Here is an 18,711-nt window from a genome sequence, read left to right as displayed (position 1 = left end):
TAATTAGTTTTATATTTAAGTATCCACCTTATACCTCCACTATATTCCCGCTCTCCAAATAACATAGGTATCCCTTTACAGGCTTTTGGGTAAGCCCTTCTACCAAGTACATGTATTCCTTCACTTGACTAGCATAATGGCTCCGCTCCTCACCTGTTTTAAAATCAACTACTGTAGCTTTATGATCATCTAACACCACTCGGTCTGGCCGCTTATGTTTTCCCCCTGGCAAAAGGATACCTTGTTCTGATAAGAGAATTCCCTCTCCTTCAAACCAGCTTTTGAATAGCTCCTGTTCGAATAATTTTTTTAACTGAAGCACTACTTCCTGTTGTTCAGTTTCATTGATCCTGCCTTCAAAATAAAAGGCTTCGATGTTTAAAAGCGCATCCTCTAAAGATTTGGAATGCTCCAGCACTTCATGTATGAGAAGACCGAAAGCTCTCTTGGAAATCACTGCCCCTTCTGAAAAATCACCTGCATATTTCCTTACCTGCAGCAGCTCTTTCCAATTTTTATATTCCCAACGAAGACTCTTTGGACTACTATCCTGCTTTGAAGATAATTTAGATTCCGGCCATTCCCCCAAATCCAAAGTCCTGGTTCCGGGATCAAAGAATTTGTTCAAGTTGAGCTGATCAGCAGCAAAATCCCCAGACTCGAATAACCTTTGAAGATTGATCGCCAGGTAATTATACGACTGATCTTTTTTAAAAGGCTTGTATGGACATAAACCCCAAAACACTTCTTCTGCTCTGGTAAGGGCTACATATAACATGTTCAACGCATCCAGATAGGCCATAACCACTTCATTTCCAAATGTTTCCTTAAAGACTGAATCTGCCAATTCTTTCTTTAAGGAAAGTGGCACCACTGCCGGAGGCAGGCCCTGTGCACTATAGGGTGACCAGATAACATTGTCTTTGCCCGTATCAAATATAGTCCATTCCAAAAATGGCATTAAAACCACTTTAAACTGAAGTCCTTTAGATTTATGGATTGTTAATATCCTCATGGCGTCATGGCCTTCCGGGATCTTTACTGTCCTTTTGGTTTTGTGCTCTTCCCACCAGTTGAGAAACCCAGCCAGGTCGGCCCTGTTCTTACTGATAAATTCATATACTGCCTCTTTAAAGCCGGATACATAGGCTAGTTCCTGACCTGTCTTGGCAATGTCTAAGAGATCAAGCATTTCCTCCAACATCTCCATTAAAGGCATTTGAAGCAGCGTTCCGATTTGAGTCTCCATCTGCAGAGCCTTTTCCTGCAAGTGAACAGGCAGAGAATTGATTTCAAAAAGCTCGTGGCTGATCTCTTCATCAAAGATCACTGCCCTATAATACCACATGGCTTTGTACTGGACCTTATCTTCCTGATCCAACAGGTATTTGAATGCCGCTACCAGGGCTTTGACAGAGGGTGCCACCTCCAAGAGCATGGCCTCATCAGATAGCACATCAAAGCGATAACCGGGATATAGCCCTACAGTAGCCATCATGATATCGGCTATCAGTTGACCTTCTTTTTTATTTCTGACCAGAAAGGCGATATCCTTCAGCGCATATCCTTTGTCCTGAAGATCCATAACCATAGCAGGAAGCTTCAGGGGTACCTGCTCTTTATACTTTCCCTCTTCTTCATCCTTGTCTTCCTCCAAAAATTCGATCCTCACCTTACCTTTAAATACTGATTCCGCTTTTTTTGGTGCTATTTTTTGATGCACATCTAAATAGGCTCTTGATAACACATCTGTTCCCGTTGCCTTATACGTAGTTTCCACTACCTGTTGTAATTGTGAAGGAAGCGCTGAAAAGACTGCATTATTAAAGTCCACGACATTCGGTAAACTTCGAAAATTAGTATCCAGATTACGCACATCTATTCTTTCCGTACCGATCTGGTTTTCCACTTCTTCTAAAAGTAGGTTCATTTCCCCTCCCCTCCAGCGATAGATGGATTGCTTTACATCCCCCACCAGCAGGTTGGTATGTCCATATCCAAGTGAATTCTCCAATAGGGGTTTAAAGCTGGCCCATTGAAAGCCGCTGGTGTCCTGAAACTCATCTATCAGAAAGTTCTGATATTTATTCCCTACCTTTTCATAAACAAATGGGGCGTCATTCTCCTGGGTAATTTCTTTTAGGAAATCATTGGCGTCAGATATCATCAGGATATTCTCCTCATCCTTTAATTCGGATAGTTCGTCCAGAAGATTCCTGAAAATCCCATAGACATAAAAGTTTTTTCTTATGGCATCTATGGAATTCCAATCAGTTCTTAGCAATTGAAAATTACCTAAAATCTCCCTCAAACCTTCATGGTACGCGGCAGTAATTTTATCTATTTTTTTACAGCTTTTAGAATACCATCCATTTATATCCAAACAAAGCAATTGCTGTTTTTCTGTTAAATCGGGAATTGGATATACTGGATCTCCCAGCTTATCAAACTTCTTCGCAAAAGTATTACTGGAACCCGAAAAGTCCGTCCACTCCAAACCGTGCTTTACCCTGATCTCGTTGGCCCAAATTTTTAGCTTTTCAGCCTTTAAGATAATCAATTTCCTATTGGCCTCAATAAATTTTCGCAGCTCTGCCACATTTTCTCTGTCCTTGAGGAAAATTTTAATTTCTTTCTGGTATTTTTTAAAATCCTCTTGAAATATCTGTTTACCCAGACTTTTAATGCTGCTCCGGATGTCCCAGCTTTTTCCTTCCTGAATTTTCTCCTGGGCATAATCGACCAACCATTTGTGAAGATAGGGATCATCCATTGTTTTCATAATAATGCGGTCCACTACCCTATCCAATACACCATCCTGATCCAACTCTACATCAAATTTTGCAGGCAGGTCCATCTCTCTGGCAAATGCCCGGACTACCTTTTGAAAAAAACTGTCAATGGTACTGATCGAAAAACTGGAATAATCATGTAGGATCGCAGAAAGTACTGTCGAAGCTTTAAATTTTAACTGCTCGGGAGATATAGAAAAATGCTTCAGCAGCTCATCATCCATAAAATCCCCTACAATCACTTGACGCTTCAATCTCGATAATTCATGAAGTATCCTTTCTTTCATCTCCTTTGTGGCTTTATTCGTAAATGTTACGGCAAGGATAGACTTATAGGCGTGCGGATGGGCCAGTGCCAGTTTAAGGTATTCGAGGGTAAGGGTATAGGTCTTTCCCGAACCGGCGGCTGATTTATAGATGATAAAAGGTTTCTCCATGGGGTGATTATTGAGGGTAGATTTCAGATTTATGATTTAAAGCTAACCAGCAATCATAATTAATAATGGCAAAGCAAAGGGATTTTGCTGATTTTAAAAATTAAGTGACAGAGGATGTCGGGAAAATTGATTGATGAATGAAGTTCTAACATTTCAGATTGTGGCTGGTCTTGTCCCTTCTAATAATAAATGTAACCATAGATCCAACATCAAATATTGGATTTTCCTTTGAGAGATAACTCTTTCAATTTATGCCGGAAAGCTTCCATTAAGCCATGTCAAAGAGATCTAAATCAAATTTGTCACTCCTGATATCTCTCTTGTAGAGTTCAGGAAAGCCAATATTATATGTTTAAGGCTATTTTCCTGATTTTATCCATTAAAATTGTTTTCCTGTTGAAAATTATACCCAAATCCAATTAGCTGAATAATATTGTTAAACCAGAGAAATAATGAAACTAATATGAACTTAAAATGATGGCTACGTCTGATTATAATTCTTGAAAGCGCTAACCTAAAACTAAAATAATAAATCTGAATTCATATCAAAGCTTCCCATAGTATCTCAACCGGATGCTTGGCCTTCCTGCCAGTCCCATCAGCAATCTGGTGCCTACAAGAAGTACCGGGTGCGGCTATCAATGTTTCCGCTGCAGCAGCCCTCACCGATGGGAAAAGTACCATCTCCCCTATCTGCATGCTGACGTCATAATGCTCTGCTTCATACCCGAACGAACCCGCCATTCCGCAGCAGCCTGATGGGATGATTTCAACAGTGTAGTTTTTTGGTAAAGACAACAACTTTTGAGTCCAGCTGAGGGGTGACAGGGCCTTTTGATGGCAGTGGCCATGAAGTTTTATATGCTCGCTTTTATCTGTAAAACTTTCCGCCTTAATATTACCCGAGGCTATCTCCCTGCCGATAAATTCATCGATCAAGAGGGTATGGAATTTAAGGTGCTTGGCTTTCTCTATCAGATCCTCCCCTACCAGGCGGGGATATTCGTCCCTAAAACTAAGAATGGCTGATGGTTCTATCCCGATCAATGGTGTATCCCCATCTATGAGGTCACCAAATGCCCGAATATTGGCTTCTGCATGTCTTTTAGCTTTTGGCAGTAAACCTTTGGATAAGGCTGATCTGCCGCTTTCCTCATGCTGGATTACTTTGACATCATATCCCAAGTGGACCAGTAGCTTAATAGCTTTTATACCGATTTCGGTATCGTTATAATTGGTAAATTCATCTATAAAAAGGTAGACGGGTTTAAGAACATTAGCTTTTCCAGATAAGAAAGCATAATTTTTTGCATACCATTTTCTTAAGCTTACCTTGCTGATCTTTGGCAGGTTTCGCAGCTGAGCCACCCTTAGACCGGACTTCATAATCCCTCCACTCAGTTTCCCACCTAGGAAAAAATTCGAGATGCCACTGACTTTGGAACCCATTTCATTCAATTCATTGATATAGGCAAATGCTTTTGACCTTAATGGGACACCATTGGACTTCTGGTATTGGTAAAGAAACTCCGCCTTCATAGTGGACATGTCCACATTGGAGGGGCACTCGGCTGTACAGCCTTTACAGGAAAGACATAGATCCAAAGCCTCTTTTATTTCTTTATGGTCAAACGCATTGGGCTGGATGTCACTGCTTAAAAACTCACGCAGGGTATTTGCCCTGCCTCGGGTGGAGTCTCTTTCATTTCTGGTCGCCTGATAACTCGGGCACATGGTGCCCCCACCCGAAGTAGGCAGCTTTCGGCAGTCCCCTGAGCCGTTACATTTCTCTGCCATACGCAGTATCCCTCCTACTTGACCAAAGTTCAAGATAGTGTCGTGTACCGGAGTTACCATATCCGGCTCATAGCGCAGCGATGTATTCATAGGCGCTGTATCAACGATTTTACCGGGATTGAAAATGTTTTCAGGATCCCATGTATACTTAATACGTCGAAATAACTGGTAATTTTCCTCTCCTACCATCAGCGGTATGAACGGAGCTCTCACCCTTCCATCGCCATGCTCTCCACTTAGAGAACCATTATATTTCTTTACAAGTCTGGCTGTGTCTTCAGATATTTTATAAAACTCCTCCTGGTCCGCCTTCTTTTTCAGATCAAGTATCGGCCTTAAGTGTATTTCCCCTGCACCGGCATGGGCATAATGGACAGGCTCCTGGCCATATGCCTTCATCATCTCATCAAACTCATCTATATAGTCAGCCAGGTCCACTATATCCACCGCGGTATCTTCGATACAGGCCACCGCTTTTCTGTCGCCGGGTATATTGGCCAGCAGTCCAAGACCCGCACTCCTAAGTGACCAGGCAGATTTGACAAGTGCCGGGGCTATTATTGGATACGCATATCCCAACTCGGCTTTTTTGAGATCTTCTATCAGCAGTTCACCTTTTGCCCTTGCCTCCTCTTCAGTTTTACCGGTGAACTCCACCATGAGCAGGGCCATGGGATCCCCTTCTACGAAGTATCGGTTTTTACTGTACTCCAGGCTCTCCTTAGTGCAGTCCAGGATAATCTTATCCATCAGCTCCACTGCGGTAGCAGGATGCTTCATCGCTACCTGGGCGGCTTTCATACTTCTGTGGATAGATACAAAGTGGGCCGCTACCACTACTTCCACCGGATCCGGCAGCGGGTCCAGATTAAGCTTAATTTCAGTGGTAAAGGCCAAAGTTCCTTCTGATCCTGCTAATAGCTTGCAGAAATTGAAAGGTTTGCCTACTTCGGAAAATATATCTGAATCCAGAAGATAGTCTACTGCATACCCCGTATTTCTTCTATGGATGGACTTTTTGGGAAAATGCTCGTTTATATTTTTCTGATTTTCAGCAGCTGAAAGTTCCTCCTTTACTTGGCGGTAAAGTTTACCTTCCAATGAATCAGATTTACACTTTGACTCAAATTCAGCTTTGGTCAATTCTTCAAAAACTGCTTCTGAACCATCGCTTAAGAGGACATCCAATTTGATTACTTTTTCTCGGGTGGTACCATAGACTATAGAGGTGGTTCCACAGGAATTATTGCCTACCATCCCTCCTATCATTGCCCGGTTAGCCGTAGAAGTTATTGGGCTGAAGAATAGGCCATGTGGTTTTAGGAATGCATTCAGTTCATCCCGTACTACACCCGGCTGTACCCTTACCCACTTCTCCTCTTTATTGAACTCCAGAATTTTGGTAAAATATTTGGATACGTCCACTACTATACCATTACCCACACACTGGCCGGCCAGAGAGGTTCCTGCCGTCCTGGGGATCAGTGAGGTTTTATTTTCTCTGGCAAAGTGAATGAGTTTTTTCAGATCCGAATCTGATCTGGGAAAGGCCACTGCCAGCGGCATTTCCCGATAAACAGAAGCATCTGTGGCATAAAGCGTCTTGGTCAGTGAATCATATTTTAGCTCCCCTTCCAACCGGGCCGCTAAACTATCCAGCAAAGGTAATAGGTTAGGCATCATATTAGGCATAATCCAAAAATAAGCAATTGATGCTATGCATGCCTAAATTTTTCGAAAGAATAATTACCGATTTTACAATTATCGTGTATTCCCTTTCTTTATTATCCTTAAAGTTTAATTTTTGGATAATAATCTAAATTGCAATTTGTCTTCATCCATTTGAGGATTGTCTGGGTGATCTGTAGAAAACCAAAGACCTTCGGGTGTGTCAAAAATATAATCCCCGTTAGCACCTTTTTCTGGAAGGCTTATTTCACCTAATTTATTATATTGCTCATCCAGAATGATAAGCGCCCATTTGGAAGCTACATCAGAATTCATATTATCGGATGCAGCCTCCGGAATTTCCTCGAATTTAGCTGTACGGACATAAATATGGTGCTTTGGAAAATAAGAAAATGCCATATAACTGTCCGTATGATGCATTATCCGCATTATTTCTTCCATATCATCAAACATATCCCTCTCTGATACCGGAGGAGACGGGGAAAATTCGGATAATGAAGCTTCAATTTTATCTACTTCGCCATGATGATATACATAGATATCTTTATAGTTATGATTGATTATAATTTCATCTGACTTCCCTCTTCCCAGAAAGGGCATTATAAACTTATTTAGGTTATTCCCCAGATAGGCTCTGTCATAAAAATTTAATTTTTCATAAGTCTGGTCTTGAAGATTATAGGATACAAGATTGGGTAGTTTACTGAGCTCATCCACAGAAAGGTCTGTCCACTTAAAAACCATAGGAAATGCCGGGAAATAGAATACATCCCCCACTTTTTGAAAATTATTGGGCAAAAGAGAAATGTTTTCTTCCATCAACTCACCGGTTTCAAGTGAGTGCTTTTCTAATATTTCCCCATTGGAGTTCATTTTGTATAATTGGTCAGTAGTCGTAAAAAACCAGATGTTTTTTTCATCATCTATGGTAAAATCGAGAACCCGACCATCTACCCCATTCGGACCTTCACTTTCAAAGGTTGTCAGAAAAATCATATTTTGGTTCTCTTTATCAAATGCTGCCAAGGAAAAATTATTATAATTAAAAAAATAAATTTCATCCGACAGATTTTTAAAGACCAGATTAAAGTGCCCCCAGCCATCCGGCAAATCAAAAATTTTCAAATCTTCCTTTAGCTCAAAAACCTCCCCTACATTAATATTTTCCTTATTTTGCGGGGAACTGCAAGCAAAAATTGCTACTGTTATAAAAACAATCAAGTTTTTAATTCTGATAATTTTGGCCATTTCTAAAGTCATTTATACAACACATACCAATTTAATAAAAAAAACTTAGTTACAAAAATTGGATTCATCAAAATATTCTAATCGAAGGCATGTCAGAATAATTTTGTACTTTAGTTAAAAATGACAGAGGAAGAATATTGGGATTTATCATGATCCTGTCAACTAAATCCAACAGGAACATCATGCTGGATATTGCATTTATAACTTTAAAAATTCAATTCATAACAGAATAAATTCTAAGAATTTTAAAAGAATGGCCTACCCTAGGTATCGAGACGAAAACAAGCCGATACTTTAAAATTTACATTAATATAGCAATATCTATTATAAACATCTTGTTTTGTGGGTTTAATTAAATTAAAAAATGACAAACTTGCATTGCTTGGACACGAGGCAGTTGAAGTCACTTTCCCTCCCTTCCAAACACCATAAACAACAAGGGTCCTAATATAGGCAATAGAAATGTACCCCATATCCATAGCATTTTTTCTCTGGTAGGTAATTTCCTATTGGATAGGATCATTACCAAAGATACCATAAAGAATATCAGAATAATTACCGCGGCTATCTGCCAGATCATAAATAAGAAAGGGGGTAAATCAAAATTTTTCATATTTCGGTTGTTTTGATCTATCCAAAAATACTTATTATTTTATTAAAGTTAAAAACATCAGCATATTTTAATATGTAATTATAAAATATCTAATTTTAAAAAGGAATTGAGAAAATTTAAAAGAAATTATACTTTGACCAAAATGCGGAAAATCGTGAATATAACTTAGACTTGATCCTATAACTGGACAACTTCCATTAATTGCGATTGAACCAATTTTAAACTTTTGTAACAAATAGATAATAGTGCTATGGTCTATATACTCTCCCAGTTATTCAGTTTTCTGATATTGCCGCTTACCCTCGTAATGGTACTATTTCTTCTTGGCCTCGTTTTTATCAACAGAAGAATAGGGAAAAAGCTTTTGGTAGCTTCATTTATCTTACTCTTCTTATTGAGCAACAGGTTTTTGGCCAATAAAGCTGCCAATGCATGGGAGCCAAACTATGAAATTATAGAAACACTACCCGTATATCCAGTAGGCATAGTATTAACAGGCGTAACCAATATCAATAAAACAGCATCGGACAGAACATTTTTTGACAGAGGTGCGGACAGGGCCACGCATGCCATGCAACTCTACAAACTCGGAAAAATCAAAAAAATATTGATCACTGGAGGAGAGGCTTTTAATAATGTTAATGATAACAAGGAAGCAGAACTGCTCGCTCATTTCATGTATACGGCTGGTGTACCTAAAGAAGATGTTATTATTGAAAGCCAAGCTCTGAATACCCGTGAAAACGCTGTGCTGGCAAAAGAAAAACTAATAGAAAAAGGTTACGGCCTAAATGACCGATACCTGATCATTACTTCAGCCTTTCATATGAAAAGGTCAAAGGCCTGTTTTGACAAAATAGGTATGCAAACAGACACCTACCCTGTTGATTACTATGGTACGGACAACAGCGCAAACTGGCAGTCACTCTTTCAACCATCATCTGATTCCATAAACATATGGCAAAAGCTGGTGAAGGAATGGGCGGGCATGATCATTTATAAAATTTTGGGATACATATAAAAAGGTCTACCATGTGGTAGATTTCATTTTTTGAACCCCTTTTATAATATCGCTTATACTGATCTGACCTATAAGGTTACCATGGCTCATAACCGGAAAACGGCGTATTTTCATATTGAGAAATTGTCCAGCAGCATCAAAAATATTTAAATCAGGATTCATAGTCAGTACATCTGTGGTCATATGCTCTTTAACTGTACCTATTAAACTTGGGGTATTGCTATATTTACCTTTGATGATTTCCTTCAGACAATCCCCTTCGGATATCATCCCTATCAGTTTCCCATTTTCATCTACTACAGGTCCACCTGATATTTTTTTAGAGGTCAGCATTCCTAGCACATGTTCGATACTGTCATCTGGTTTAAAGGTTATTAGATTAGTTGCCATATAATCTTTCACACACATGGGTTGGTTAAAGTATTTTTTATCCTCAACTACTCTAACCCCTTGATAGCTCTTTACCATATCTTCTTTATTTGGTTCAAAAATTTAATATACTATTATATTTACATAAATCAAAATTTTACACATATATAATCGACCATATATAGAACAATAAAATGATTTTATGAAATTTAGCACATCAAAAAAAGCCCAATGCTATCATTGGGCTTTATATATTATATATCAAGAAGTATAAATTAGGCTACCTGATGGCATTTCTGAATTCAGAAGAATCCTTAATTTTTCTAAACTCTAGATCTGTTGCTGCTCTTCTTTTTAACTCTGCGCTTCTTTCTGCAGCTTTTTTAATGTTTTCATTGGCAACTGGTGCATCTTCAGCCCTTGCTGCTATGATGGCCAATCCATAGTACCCATATCCGAATTCCCTGTTTACCATCACACTTTCTTCAAAAGCATTGGTCGCATTTCTATAGTCTTCGGCTAGCAAATAAGCTAAGCCTTTGTTAAAGAGGTTCACTTCATTCTCGGGGGCATTATTAAGACGTAGCGTTGCTAATTTATAGTCACCATTCAAAATATCAACAGCTCCTCGAATCCCGTCATTAACATGTTCAAAATTATCATCCTCCGTACTCATAGTTGAAGCATCTGATAAATGCTTATAGGCTGTCTGATAATCTCCTCTTAATAAATATACCTGACCTAAATTATGTGTAGCATACCCATTTTTACCTTCAGCATTCGCTGCTTCAAAGGACCTGATGGCTTTATTAAGCAAATCATTTCTTTCAGATGATGAAGCCGATCTTCTGGCAAGGTTAAGATATACCACACCCAGATTATTGTGCGCCATCGGCGAATTATAGGCCTCAACTTGCTTCTCATATATTCGCTGCTTGGTGATAAGGCTAGGTTCCAATGCAGCAGCATAGCCCATTTCATCTTCAGTGAGTTCTTCGGCAGTTATGCTACCTCTTACAATTTGATTGCTCAAACTGGAAATTTCAGCTTCTGACTTTTTGTCTTTAGTAGTAAGGATTTCCGTTTTGGCAATTCTCATTTGAGGATACAAATCATTAAATACTGTTCTGTAAGACGGCAGGCTCTGCATGGCCCGTTCTTTAGCATCAAAATCCCCGGACCCTCCTATTATCTCAAAGTAGGCTTCCTTTTCTCCATCACTGATCCCATCATAATCATCAAGCAATATCCTAAAGTCAGACCAATCATCTACCACTGGCTTGATAATAAACTGGACTTCCTGAGATTCAGCTCTATAATCATATCTTTCCATCTCAGCTCTATAAAATCTCTCTATTTGCTGAGCTCTATTTTTAGAAAGGTCTCTATTTATTCTTTCACTACCTTCAGGAGAATGTGTTCCCGTTATTGTTACCGTTTTGGTAATATTATTGTCAGCTATAAAAGCTTTTAGGTATTTTCCTCTTTCAGAATTAGTTTCACTTGGACGGAGTGTAGATTTCCCCTGTTCAAAATAAAATTCTACTTCTGTAGGTTCTATTTCCGCTAGATCGGAATAACTATGCCCCATAAACATGCCAAGCATGGGTATATCACCTTCTCCGGTATACTGTCCTACCCTGGTAAGCCTGGATGTAGTGATGATACCATCCGCCACTTTGGTACTGCCGGAAGAAGCCGTCTTATCTTTTTTCTTGTGGGAAACCCTACCTACTACATTTAAATTTCCATTTTCCATTCCTTCCCTGAAAGGAAAGCTCATGGTCTGAGATCTTTCCGGTGTTTCATTTCTGCTTACACTGGCGCCATCAAAAACGATCTGACCATTCACCTCCTGAAAACGATTCTGATATTCATACTGCGGCTCTATGGTATAGCTGACGCTATTATTCATCATACGCTGTGGTAATCGGGCTTGCAAGTCAAATTTTACTGAGTCGCCATGCAGTATTAGTGGATCTGGGTTTACTGTAATTTGCTGATTGGCAGATTTGTTCACGATTGATTGTAAATTAGAGCAAGCGGTCAACACCATCACTCCTCCCAACATCGTCAAAATAGTAGCCTTGTTCATAAACATATCGTTAGGATATTTGATTTTTTAGTAAATACCGAATAAATTCACTTAATTGTATTTCCAACGGACTATTGAATATGGAAAAAGTTAAAATATTCTTTGAAAACAGGGCATTCGGCGTTTGCTCCAAACTAGGTGAAAAACTGCATTTCCCCATTGATAGCATAAGATTGTTTTTTATTTATTCTTCATTCATCACGCTGGGATCTCCTGTGATCCTCTATGTCAGCATGGCAATGATGATGAAAATCAGAAAATATTTCCGTAAAATGAATAATCCTGTTTTGTTCGACTGACTTAGCGTCCAGAGAATATCTTTTTCTTTCTTATATAGTAAGTCCATATTATAGAAAAGACTTTCTTTTCTCTGGGTGCGAATGACAATTTTGATGCCAAATAAGGCTTTTTTTTCACTACCCTTCTTTCCTTTAAAAATTCGCTGTATGCCTTAATAATGGCTACACTATGATCTTTCCCATGTGTCAGCAGCATATGAAGGGCTGCTCCTGCATCTAACAGGATTCTTAGAAGAAAAATTAATAAAAATCGGATTTCAGTAGTGTTCCGGTATAACATAAACAAATTATTCCTAAAATTCAGAAAGGTTTTATAAGGGTCTGCTTTTGAAAGCGTTCCCCCGCCTAAATGATATATTACACTTTGGGGAACTACCATAAACTTCATCCCTTGGTCTCTCACCCTCCAGCATAAATCGATTTCTTCCATATGGGCAAAAAACTTTGGTTCAAACCCACCCATGTCCATAAAAACCTTACTTCTAATAAAAAATCCAGCTCCTGATGCCCAATCTATTTCTATAACATCATCATATTGATTGAGATCCTCCTCTACAGTGTGGAGAATTCTGCCCCTACAATAAGGATATCCCAGCATATCCAAAAAACCACCACTGGCTCCGGCATAATCGAAATATGACCTATTAATATATGAACAAATTTTTGGCTGGGCACCTGCTACCTCTGGATGATCATCTAAAAAAGATAGGACGGTACTGTCCCAGTTCGCCGTGACTTCTACATCTGAATTGAGTAATATAAAGTATTCATACTGATCACCTAACTGGAATAGCCCTTGGTTATACCCCCCCGCATAGCCCTCATTTCTGGAATTTAATATGATCCTAATCTGTGGATATGACATTAAAAGAAAATCAAGCGAACCATCTGTACTTTTATTATCCACGATGATGACATCTGCAGATGAATGCTTTATTACCGAAGGAAGAAATTGCCTGAGCATTTCCTTCCCATTATAATTAAGGATAACTATAGCTGCCTTCATAAATGGTCTATTTGGGCACCTATAAACAGCCTGCTTTTAAATATCTTCTTTACCAATGAATAGCGGAGTTTGGGCAATATTAAGAAAACATGTTTCCCAGATCCATACCAGGTATATTGGGCATCATGCCATCTGTGGCATTTTTCATTTCTTCTTTGATTTTAACTTCTATAGCTTCAAAAGCCTTATTTGTAGCGGCCACTATGAGGTCCTTCAGCATATCTTTATCATCTGGATTGATAAGGGTTTCGTCCAGCTGCATGTCCAAGACTTTACGGTGACCATTCACTATCACCTTGACCATACCTCCGCCGGACTCCCCTTCAGCTGTTAGGTGCACCAGCTTAGCCTGAGTTTCCTTCATTTTGGCCTGAGCTTCTTTCACCTTATTCATAATATTCATGAAATCGAACATAGTTTCTTTTTTTAAATGACAAACAAAGATAATTATTTCAGACTACACGTGATTGATTTTAAAAAAAATATTATTTTGATATATAAACAAATAAAAAAATTTTATACTACCATAAAATTTTAAATAGATCAATTCGTTAATATATATAACAAATTTTAGTATTTTGTGTTTAAATTAAAAATCAGGAACAAATCGAAATTTATGAATATGAAAACATTGGAGAAAATCAATAAGGAGAATATAAAAGACTTAAAATTCACTTTGACAGATGTCCTTGATTCCCCTGAAGCCAAAAAAATGAGGGCCGCCGATCTACATCGTGCATTGATTCTCGGGAATTTATTACAAAATAAAGTTCAAATAGTTTTTGAAGACAAATATCAAAAATTATATGAAGTCGACACTACCGTATGGGCCGTAGGAGACAGGTTTATCACATTAAAGGGTGGCATGCATATTCCTATCAATGCGATACACGGTATTAATTAAATCCCACCTGCACCATAATTAAATGTAAAGCACCATATGAAAAATGGTGCTTTACTTATTATTTACCCTTTTAAGATTTTGGAAACTTCTTCCAGTGTTAAAAGCGTTTGGATTCCTGATTTCATATCCTTTAAAGTCACTTTTCCCGAGGAGATTTCGTCTGATCCTACTATAATTACAAAAGGAATATTTTTCTTGTCGGCATAGTTAAACTGTTTCTTAATTTTGGCAGACTCTGGATATATCTCAGCACATATGCCAGCTGATCTCAAAAAAGAAAGGACCTTTAAACCATACCCCAGCCCTTCTTGGTCAAAATGGGCAATCATAACTGCTGTGGTTTCTAGACTATCCTGTGGAAATAGGTTCAATTCTTCTAAAACATCATATAACCTGTCTACTCCGAAAGAAAAACCTACTCCCGAAACGCCTTCCAGACCAAACACACCAGTAAGATTATCATACCTCCCCCCTCCACTCACTGACCCAATGGATACATTATTTACTTTGACTTCAAATATAGCTCCGGTATAATAACTAAGGCCTCTTGCCAAAACTACATCAAAATCCAAATGCTCTTCAGACGCACCGGACATTGTCAGTAATTCATATACATCTTTTACTTCCTTGAGCCCCTGTAGACCTACTGCACTCAGGTTAAGGAAATCAGCCATATAGCTGAATTTATCTTCTTTGGGCAGATGGATAATGGGTTCTAACCTGGATATTGATTCCTCGCCAAAACCTTTCTGGATCAGTTCTTCCTGAACCTTTGCCCAGCCTATTTTATCCAGCTTATCTATGCAGACACACAGCTCGCTTTCCTTGCCTGGCTCCCCTATCACCTCGGATATACCGGTGAGAATCTTTCTGTTATTTATCTTTATGCTATAATCCGTCAACTTTAATTCCTTGAATACTTTTTTGATCATTAATATGATCTCCGCCTCACATATAAGACTGTCTGTACCTACTACATCCGCGTCACATTGATAAAATTCTCTATACCGGCCCCGCTGAGGCCTATCTGCTCGCCATACCGGCTGGATTTGAAATCTTTTGAACGGGAAGGTGATGTCATTTCTGTTCATTACTACATACCGAGCAAATGGCACAGTAAGGTCGTAGCGCAATCCCTTTTCAGCAATTTTGGGTAATACCCGATGGCTTCCATCCATCATATCTTCAGCCCTGACGTTTTTAAGAAAATCGCCACTATTGACTATTTTATACAGCAGCTGATCCCCTTCATCACCATATTTACCCGTCAGAACGGAGAGGTTTTCCATAGATGGCGTCTCAAGCTGCTGGAAACCGAACAGCTTAAAAGTCGACTTTATAGTATCAAGTATGTAATTTCTTTTTGACATGATTAGGGGGCCGAAATCTCGCGTTCCCTTGGGCAATGAAGGTTTTTGAATGCTCATTTGTCTCAATTTTGCCCAAAGTTAAAAAAAATGGCGTATAAATATAGGTTCATCTATGCAGCTGACAACCTTTTTCAGGATATGTTTCATGTATGATCCACTGAACAGTTCTTTTATGCCCTATGGTACATAAATTCGATTTTCGTTTCAGTCCAAAATACTGAAGGCATATAGGCTATTAGACCAAACGCCCTTTTTAAAGAAATAGCAGAAGTCAATTGAACCTACACTGTATCATGTAACGACATGCATCATTCGAGGATATAGCTGCTCCCATACCATAGGCTTTACCATAAAAATTCACATTATTTATCCGTAAACAAATCAATTGATATCACATCTCCTGAGTCTTATTTTGGACTACTAAAGATATTTTATCAATAAAGTCTTATTGTTCAGAGATATTATTTATATTTGCACCTCAATTTGAAAAATATAAACAGGAATAAAAATGGCTGTTACTACATTAAAAAGAAAATTAAAGAGAAAAAGACAATCTCAGACTACTAGAGTGATCAAGATCAAACAATTGAATGCCAAACCGGTAATCAAAAATGTAGATATTGAGGAATTAAAAAGCCAGTTTTCTGATAAGTAATAAATTGTCTCTCTAACAAGATATAAAAAGGGCAATGTCGAAACATAGCCCTTTTTATTTTGCCCTTTTACCTAGTTCTACTGCTATCAGATTTTTTATTTCTCCATCTTCCAGTTCAAATTTAAGCATCGTCCTGACCTGATGAAAACCCTGTACGCCTATAGCACCTGGATTCATATATAAACTTTTAGTAGTTTGGTCAAACTCCACCCTGCATATATGGGAATGACCACAAATAAACAATTTGGGTTTGATCTCCAGAATTCTTTTTTTAATCCCTTTTGCATAGCGGGGGGGAGTTCCTCCTATATGCACCATGTAGACTTTAACCCCCTCAATTTCAAATACTTCTTCCTCCAAAAATTTTATCCGGGCAAACTGGTCATCTATATTGCCAAACACCGCCCGTAGCTTTTTATCCCCTGGTAAAAGATTTAAGATAGCCATATCCCCTACATCACCGGCATGCCAAATCTCATCGACATCAGCCAGATGCCCGATGACTTTCTCATCTATATATCCATGTGAATCGGAAATCAAACCTATTTTTTTCATATTATATCAAACAATAGTATTACAATATCTAGTTTACATTACAAAGATGAAAAAAATTTAATGCTTCTAAAGATGAAAGAGCCGTTTTCCATATTTATGTCCTGCCTGCTCTTTCTACTGGGCTCCTGCCATTCATCTTTTATGAGCAATGAGGAACTATTGGATCCGCAGGAGTTTGAAAGTGGTTTGAAAAAGAACATCAATGCGGTACTCATAGACGTAAGGAGCACAGAAGAGATAAAGTATGGTCATATGGAAGACGCTATTTTTATCAATTGTATGGATGAAAGCTTTGAAACATACCTGAATTACCTGCGAAAAGATCTTCCCTATTTTATATATTGCAATACAACTGAAAAAACCATTCCTGTATCCAGAATTATGAAATCTATGGGTTTTACCCATGTATATATACTCAAAGGAGGACTACAAAACTGGCGTCAGAAAGGAAAAAAAATAGTGCACCCCCAAACATAAAATGATGAAATCTATAAATCCCTATAATAACGAAACATTAACAGAGTATAAGCCGCACACCAAAGAACAGGTGATGATTAATATAGATAAAGCTCAGAAAGTTTTTTTGGCGTGGCGAGAAACCACTTTTGCTGAACGTAGCCGTCTGATGACTAACGCCTCGAATGTGCTGAAAGTAAACAAAAGAAAATACGCTGAAATCATTTCTTTAGAAATGGGTAAAGTCATAAAAGAAGCAGAGGCAGAAGTAGAAAAATGTGCCTGGGTCTGTGAATATTATGCTGAAAAAGCAGAAGGATTTCTCAGTGATGAAACATTGGAAATGCCTGAAAACAAAGAGGCTAAAGTGGTATATGATCCCCTGGGTATCATCTTGGCAGTGATGCCTTGGAATTTTCCCTTTTGGCAGGTTTTCCGTTTTGCCGCTCCTAATTTAATGGCTGGAAATGTAGGTATTTTAAAACATGCTTCAAATGTCCCTCAGTGTGCTTTGGCCATCGAAGATGTGTTCAGAGAAGCAGGATTTCCTGAAGGCTGTTTTCAGTCCCTACTGATATCCTCTGATCTGGTGGAAGACATCATCAAACATAAAGATGTAAAAGCAGCCACTCTTACAGGAAGTGAAAATGCAGGTCGGATCATTGCTTCCCAAGCAGGTGATCAGCTTAAAAAAACAGTTTTAGAACTTGGTGGAAGTGATCCATTTATTGTGCTGAAAGACGCTGATATAGAAACAGCCGCCAAAACAGCTGCCAAATCAAGGATGGTCAATTTTGGACAAAGCTGTATTGCGGCTAAAAGATTTATAATAGAAGCATCCGTCTACGATCAATTCCTGCAGTTGTTCAAAAAAGAAATAAAAGGCATGAAGCAGGGTGAACAATTGGATGAAGATGCCCAATATGCATGCATGGCGCGACGCGACCTGGCAGAAGAGCTATACTCACAGGTAAAAAAATCCATAGACATGGGGGCGGAAGTTATATTAGAAGGAGAAAAACCGATAAAAGGCAGTGCATTCTTTAAACCCTATATATTAGGAGGAATATCAGAAGACATGCCCGCTTATAAAGAAGAACTATTCGGTCCGGTAGCAGTGATGTTTAAAGTCGATGGAGAAAAGGAAGCGCTGCGGATAGCCAATGATACGGCATTTGGGCTGGGAGCGTCACTTTGGACCAAAGATAAAATAAAGGCAGAGAAAATGGCCAGAAAAATAGAAAGTGGAGCCGTTTATATCAATCAGATCGTGGCTTCTAGCCCCTATCTTCCCTTTGGTGGAGTAAAAAACTCAGGGTATGGCAGAGAATTGGCAGAAATGGGCATCAAAGAATTCGTAAATAAAAAGACAGTATCTATAGGGGAATAAATCAAGTATTTAAAA

Annotated in this window: 16 protein-coding genes; 6 read left to right on the top strand and 10 right to left on the bottom strand. The window is 38.7% G+C overall.

Features of this window, described 5'->3' with window-relative positions; genetic code table 11:
• Nucleotides 1–28: 28 nt before the first annotated feature.
• The 4 genes from EL17_RS17180 to EL17_RS17165 all read right to left on the bottom strand — a co-directional run bounded on the left by EL17_RS17180 (nt 29) and on the right by EL17_RS17165 (nt 8,576).
• Nucleotides 29–3,229, bottom strand: coding sequence for a UvrD-helicase domain-containing protein (locus EL17_RS17180; protein WP_035076907.1), 3,201 nt, complete (start codon nt 3,227–3,229; stop codon nt 29–31).
• Nucleotides 3,230–3,769: 540 nt separating this feature from the next.
• Entirely contained in the window at nt 3,770–6,718 is a 2,949-nt protein-coding gene (locus EL17_RS17175; protein ID WP_035076905.1) for an FAD-binding and (Fe-S)-binding domain-containing protein, read from the bottom strand.
• A 105-nt stretch (nt 6,719–6,823) separates the two neighbouring features.
• Complete coding sequence (locus tag EL17_RS17170; protein ID WP_164675135.1) at nt 6,824–7,963, bottom strand: DUF4221 family protein; 1,140 nt, start codon at nt 7,961–7,963, stop codon at nt 6,824–6,826.
• A 403-nt stretch (nt 7,964–8,366) separates the two neighbouring features.
• The gene (locus EL17_RS17165; RefSeq protein WP_035076900.1) at nt 8,367–8,576 is read right to left on the bottom strand and encodes a PLDc N-terminal domain-containing protein; all 210 of its coding nucleotides are present in this window, start codon (nt 8,574–8,576) and stop codon (nt 8,367–8,369) included.
• Between the two features lie 250 nt (nt 8,577–8,826).
• Here EL17_RS17165 and EL17_RS17160 point away from each other — a divergent pair, with 250 nt between their 5' ends.
• Nucleotides 8,827–9,597 carry a YdcF family protein gene (locus tag EL17_RS17160; RefSeq protein WP_035076898.1) on the top strand — a complete coding sequence of 257 codons (771 nt, stop codon included), beginning with the start codon at nt 8,827–8,829 and terminating at the stop codon, nt 9,595–9,597.
• 6 nt (nt 9,598–9,603) lie between these two features.
• Here the strand turns inward: EL17_RS17160 and EL17_RS17155 are convergent, their stop codons facing one another.
• Entirely contained in the window at nt 9,604–10,065 is a 462-nt protein-coding gene (locus tag EL17_RS17155; protein WP_035076896.1) for a CBS domain-containing protein, read from the bottom strand.
• 181 nt (nt 10,066–10,246) lie between these two features.
• Complete coding sequence (locus tag EL17_RS17150) at nt 10,247–12,061, bottom strand: OmpA family protein (RefSeq protein WP_051720078.1); 1,815 nt, start codon at nt 12,059–12,061, stop codon at nt 10,247–10,249.
• An 80-nt stretch (nt 12,062–12,141) separates the two neighbouring features.
• Between EL17_RS17150 and EL17_RS17145 the strand changes: the two genes are divergently transcribed.
• The gene (locus tag EL17_RS17145; RefSeq protein ID WP_035076892.1) at nt 12,142–12,360 is read left to right on the top strand and encodes a PspC family transcriptional regulator; all 219 of its coding nucleotides are present in this window, start codon (nt 12,142–12,144) and stop codon (nt 12,358–12,360) included.
• 1 nt (nt 12,361) lies between these two features.
• Here the strand turns inward: EL17_RS17145 and EL17_RS17140 are convergent, their stop codons facing one another.
• Together EL17_RS17140 and EL17_RS17135 are read right to left on the bottom strand one after the other, a co-directional pair.
• Complete coding sequence (locus EL17_RS17140) at nt 12,362–13,366, bottom strand: glycosyltransferase family 2 protein (RefSeq protein ID WP_035076890.1); 1,005 nt, start codon at nt 13,364–13,366, stop codon at nt 12,362–12,364.
• 79 nt (nt 13,367–13,445) lie between these two features.
• A complete protein-coding gene (locus EL17_RS17135; RefSeq protein ID WP_035076888.1) occupies nt 13,446–13,781 on the bottom strand; it encodes a YbaB/EbfC family nucleoid-associated protein in 336 nt (111 codons plus the stop codon).
• A 201-nt stretch (nt 13,782–13,982) separates the two neighbouring features.
• Between EL17_RS17135 and EL17_RS17130 the strand changes: the two genes are divergently transcribed.
• On the top strand, nt 13,983–14,270 hold the full coding sequence (locus tag EL17_RS17130) for a hypothetical protein (protein ID WP_240486009.1): 288 nt from the start codon (nt 13,983–13,985) through the stop codon (nt 14,268–14,270).
• Between the two features lie 62 nt (nt 14,271–14,332).
• Here EL17_RS17130 and hisS read toward each other — a convergent pair whose 3' ends face one another.
• The gene (hisS, locus tag EL17_RS17125; RefSeq protein WP_035076886.1) at nt 14,333–15,697 is read right to left on the bottom strand and encodes a histidine--tRNA ligase; all 1,365 of its coding nucleotides are present in this window, start codon (nt 15,695–15,697) and stop codon (nt 14,333–14,335) included.
• A gap of 451 nt (nt 15,698–16,148) precedes the next feature.
• On the opposite strand from hisS, the gene EL17_RS23595 reads away from it, so the two are divergent.
• Complete coding sequence (locus EL17_RS23595; RefSeq protein ID WP_164675134.1) at nt 16,149–16,295, top strand: hypothetical protein; 147 nt, start codon at nt 16,149–16,151, stop codon at nt 16,293–16,295.
• A 54-nt stretch (nt 16,296–16,349) separates the two neighbouring features.
• Here the strand turns inward: EL17_RS23595 and EL17_RS17120 are convergent, their stop codons facing one another.
• Nucleotides 16,350–16,850, bottom strand: a complete 501-nt coding sequence (locus tag EL17_RS17120) for a metallophosphoesterase family protein (protein ID WP_035076884.1) — start codon at nt 16,848–16,850, stop codon at nt 16,350–16,352.
• 72 nt (nt 16,851–16,922) lie between these two features.
• On the opposite strand from EL17_RS17120, the gene EL17_RS17115 reads away from it, so the two are divergent.
• Together EL17_RS17115 and EL17_RS17110 are read left to right on the top strand one after the other, a co-directional pair.
• Nucleotides 16,923–17,327, top strand: a complete 405-nt coding sequence (locus tag EL17_RS17115) for a rhodanese-like domain-containing protein (protein WP_051720076.1) — start codon at nt 16,923–16,925, stop codon at nt 17,325–17,327.
• 1 nt (nt 17,328) lies between these two features.
• Nucleotides 17,329–18,696, top strand: coding sequence for an NAD-dependent succinate-semialdehyde dehydrogenase (locus EL17_RS17110; protein ID WP_316932673.1), 1,368 nt, complete (start codon nt 17,329–17,331; stop codon nt 18,694–18,696).
• The last annotated feature ends 15 nt before the right edge of the window (nt 18,697–18,711 follow it).

Origin of the sequence: Anditalea andensis (genome assembly GCF_000714815.1) — a bacterium.
In the GTDB taxonomy this organism is placed as follows: Bacteria; Bacteroidota; Bacteroidia; order Cytophagales; family Cyclobacteriaceae; genus Anditalea; species Anditalea andensis.
Note: the sequence above shows the minus strand (reverse complement) of the source record. Positions and strands in the feature narration are given on the sequence as shown.

Bases quoted from the DNA above. Each gene is read 5' to 3' on its own strand.
- hisS (WP_035076886.1), bottom strand. From the start codon at position 15,697: ATGAGCATTCAAAAACCTTCATTGCCCAAGGGAACGCGAGATTTCGGC.
- EL17_RS17160 (WP_035076898.1), top strand. From the start codon at position 8,827: ATGGTCTATATACTCTCCCAGTTATTCAGTTTTCTGATATTGCCGCTT.
- EL17_RS17115 (WP_051720076.1), top strand. From the start codon at position 16,923: ATGAAAGAGCCGTTTTCCATATTTATGTCCTGCCTGCTCTTTCTACTG.
- EL17_RS17165 (WP_035076900.1), bottom strand. From the start codon at position 8,576: ATGAAAAATTTTGATTTACCCCCTTTCTTATTTATGATCTGGCAGATA.
- EL17_RS17140 (WP_035076890.1), bottom strand. From the start codon at position 13,366: ATGAAGGCAGCTATAGTTATCCTTAATTATAATGGGAAGGAAATGCTC.
- EL17_RS23595 (WP_164675134.1), top strand. From the start codon at position 16,149: ATGGCTGTTACTACATTAAAAAGAAAATTAAAGAGAAAAAGACAATCT.
- EL17_RS17180 (WP_035076907.1), bottom strand. From the start codon at position 3,229: ATGGAGAAACCTTTTATCATCTATAAATCAGCCGCCGGTTCGGGAAAG.
- EL17_RS17175 (WP_035076905.1), bottom strand. From the start codon at position 6,718: ATGCCTAATATGATGCCTAACCTATTACCTTTGCTGGATAGTTTAGCG.
- EL17_RS17110 (WP_316932673.1), top strand. From the start codon at position 17,329: ATGATGAAATCTATAAATCCCTATAATAACGAAACATTAACAGAGTAT.
- EL17_RS17170 (WP_164675135.1), bottom strand. From the start codon at position 7,963: ATGGCCAAAATTATCAGAATTAAAAACTTGATTGTTTTTATAACAGTA.
- EL17_RS17155 (WP_035076896.1), bottom strand. From the start codon at position 10,065: ATGGTAAAGAGCTATCAAGGGGTTAGAGTAGTTGAGGATAAAAAATAC.
- EL17_RS17135 (WP_035076888.1), bottom strand. From the start codon at position 13,781: ATGTTCGATTTCATGAATATTATGAATAAGGTGAAAGAAGCTCAGGCC.
- EL17_RS17150 (WP_051720078.1), bottom strand. From the start codon at position 12,061: ATGAACAAGGCTACTATTTTGACGATGTTGGGAGGAGTGATGGTGTTG.
- EL17_RS17120 (WP_035076884.1), bottom strand. From the start codon at position 16,850: ATGAAAAAAATAGGTTTGATTTCCGATTCACATGGATATATAGATGAG.
- EL17_RS17130 (WP_240486009.1), top strand. From the start codon at position 13,983: ATGAATATGAAAACATTGGAGAAAATCAATAAGGAGAATATAAAAGAC.
- EL17_RS17145 (WP_035076892.1), top strand. From the start codon at position 12,142: ATGGAAAAAGTTAAAATATTCTTTGAAAACAGGGCATTCGGCGTTTGC.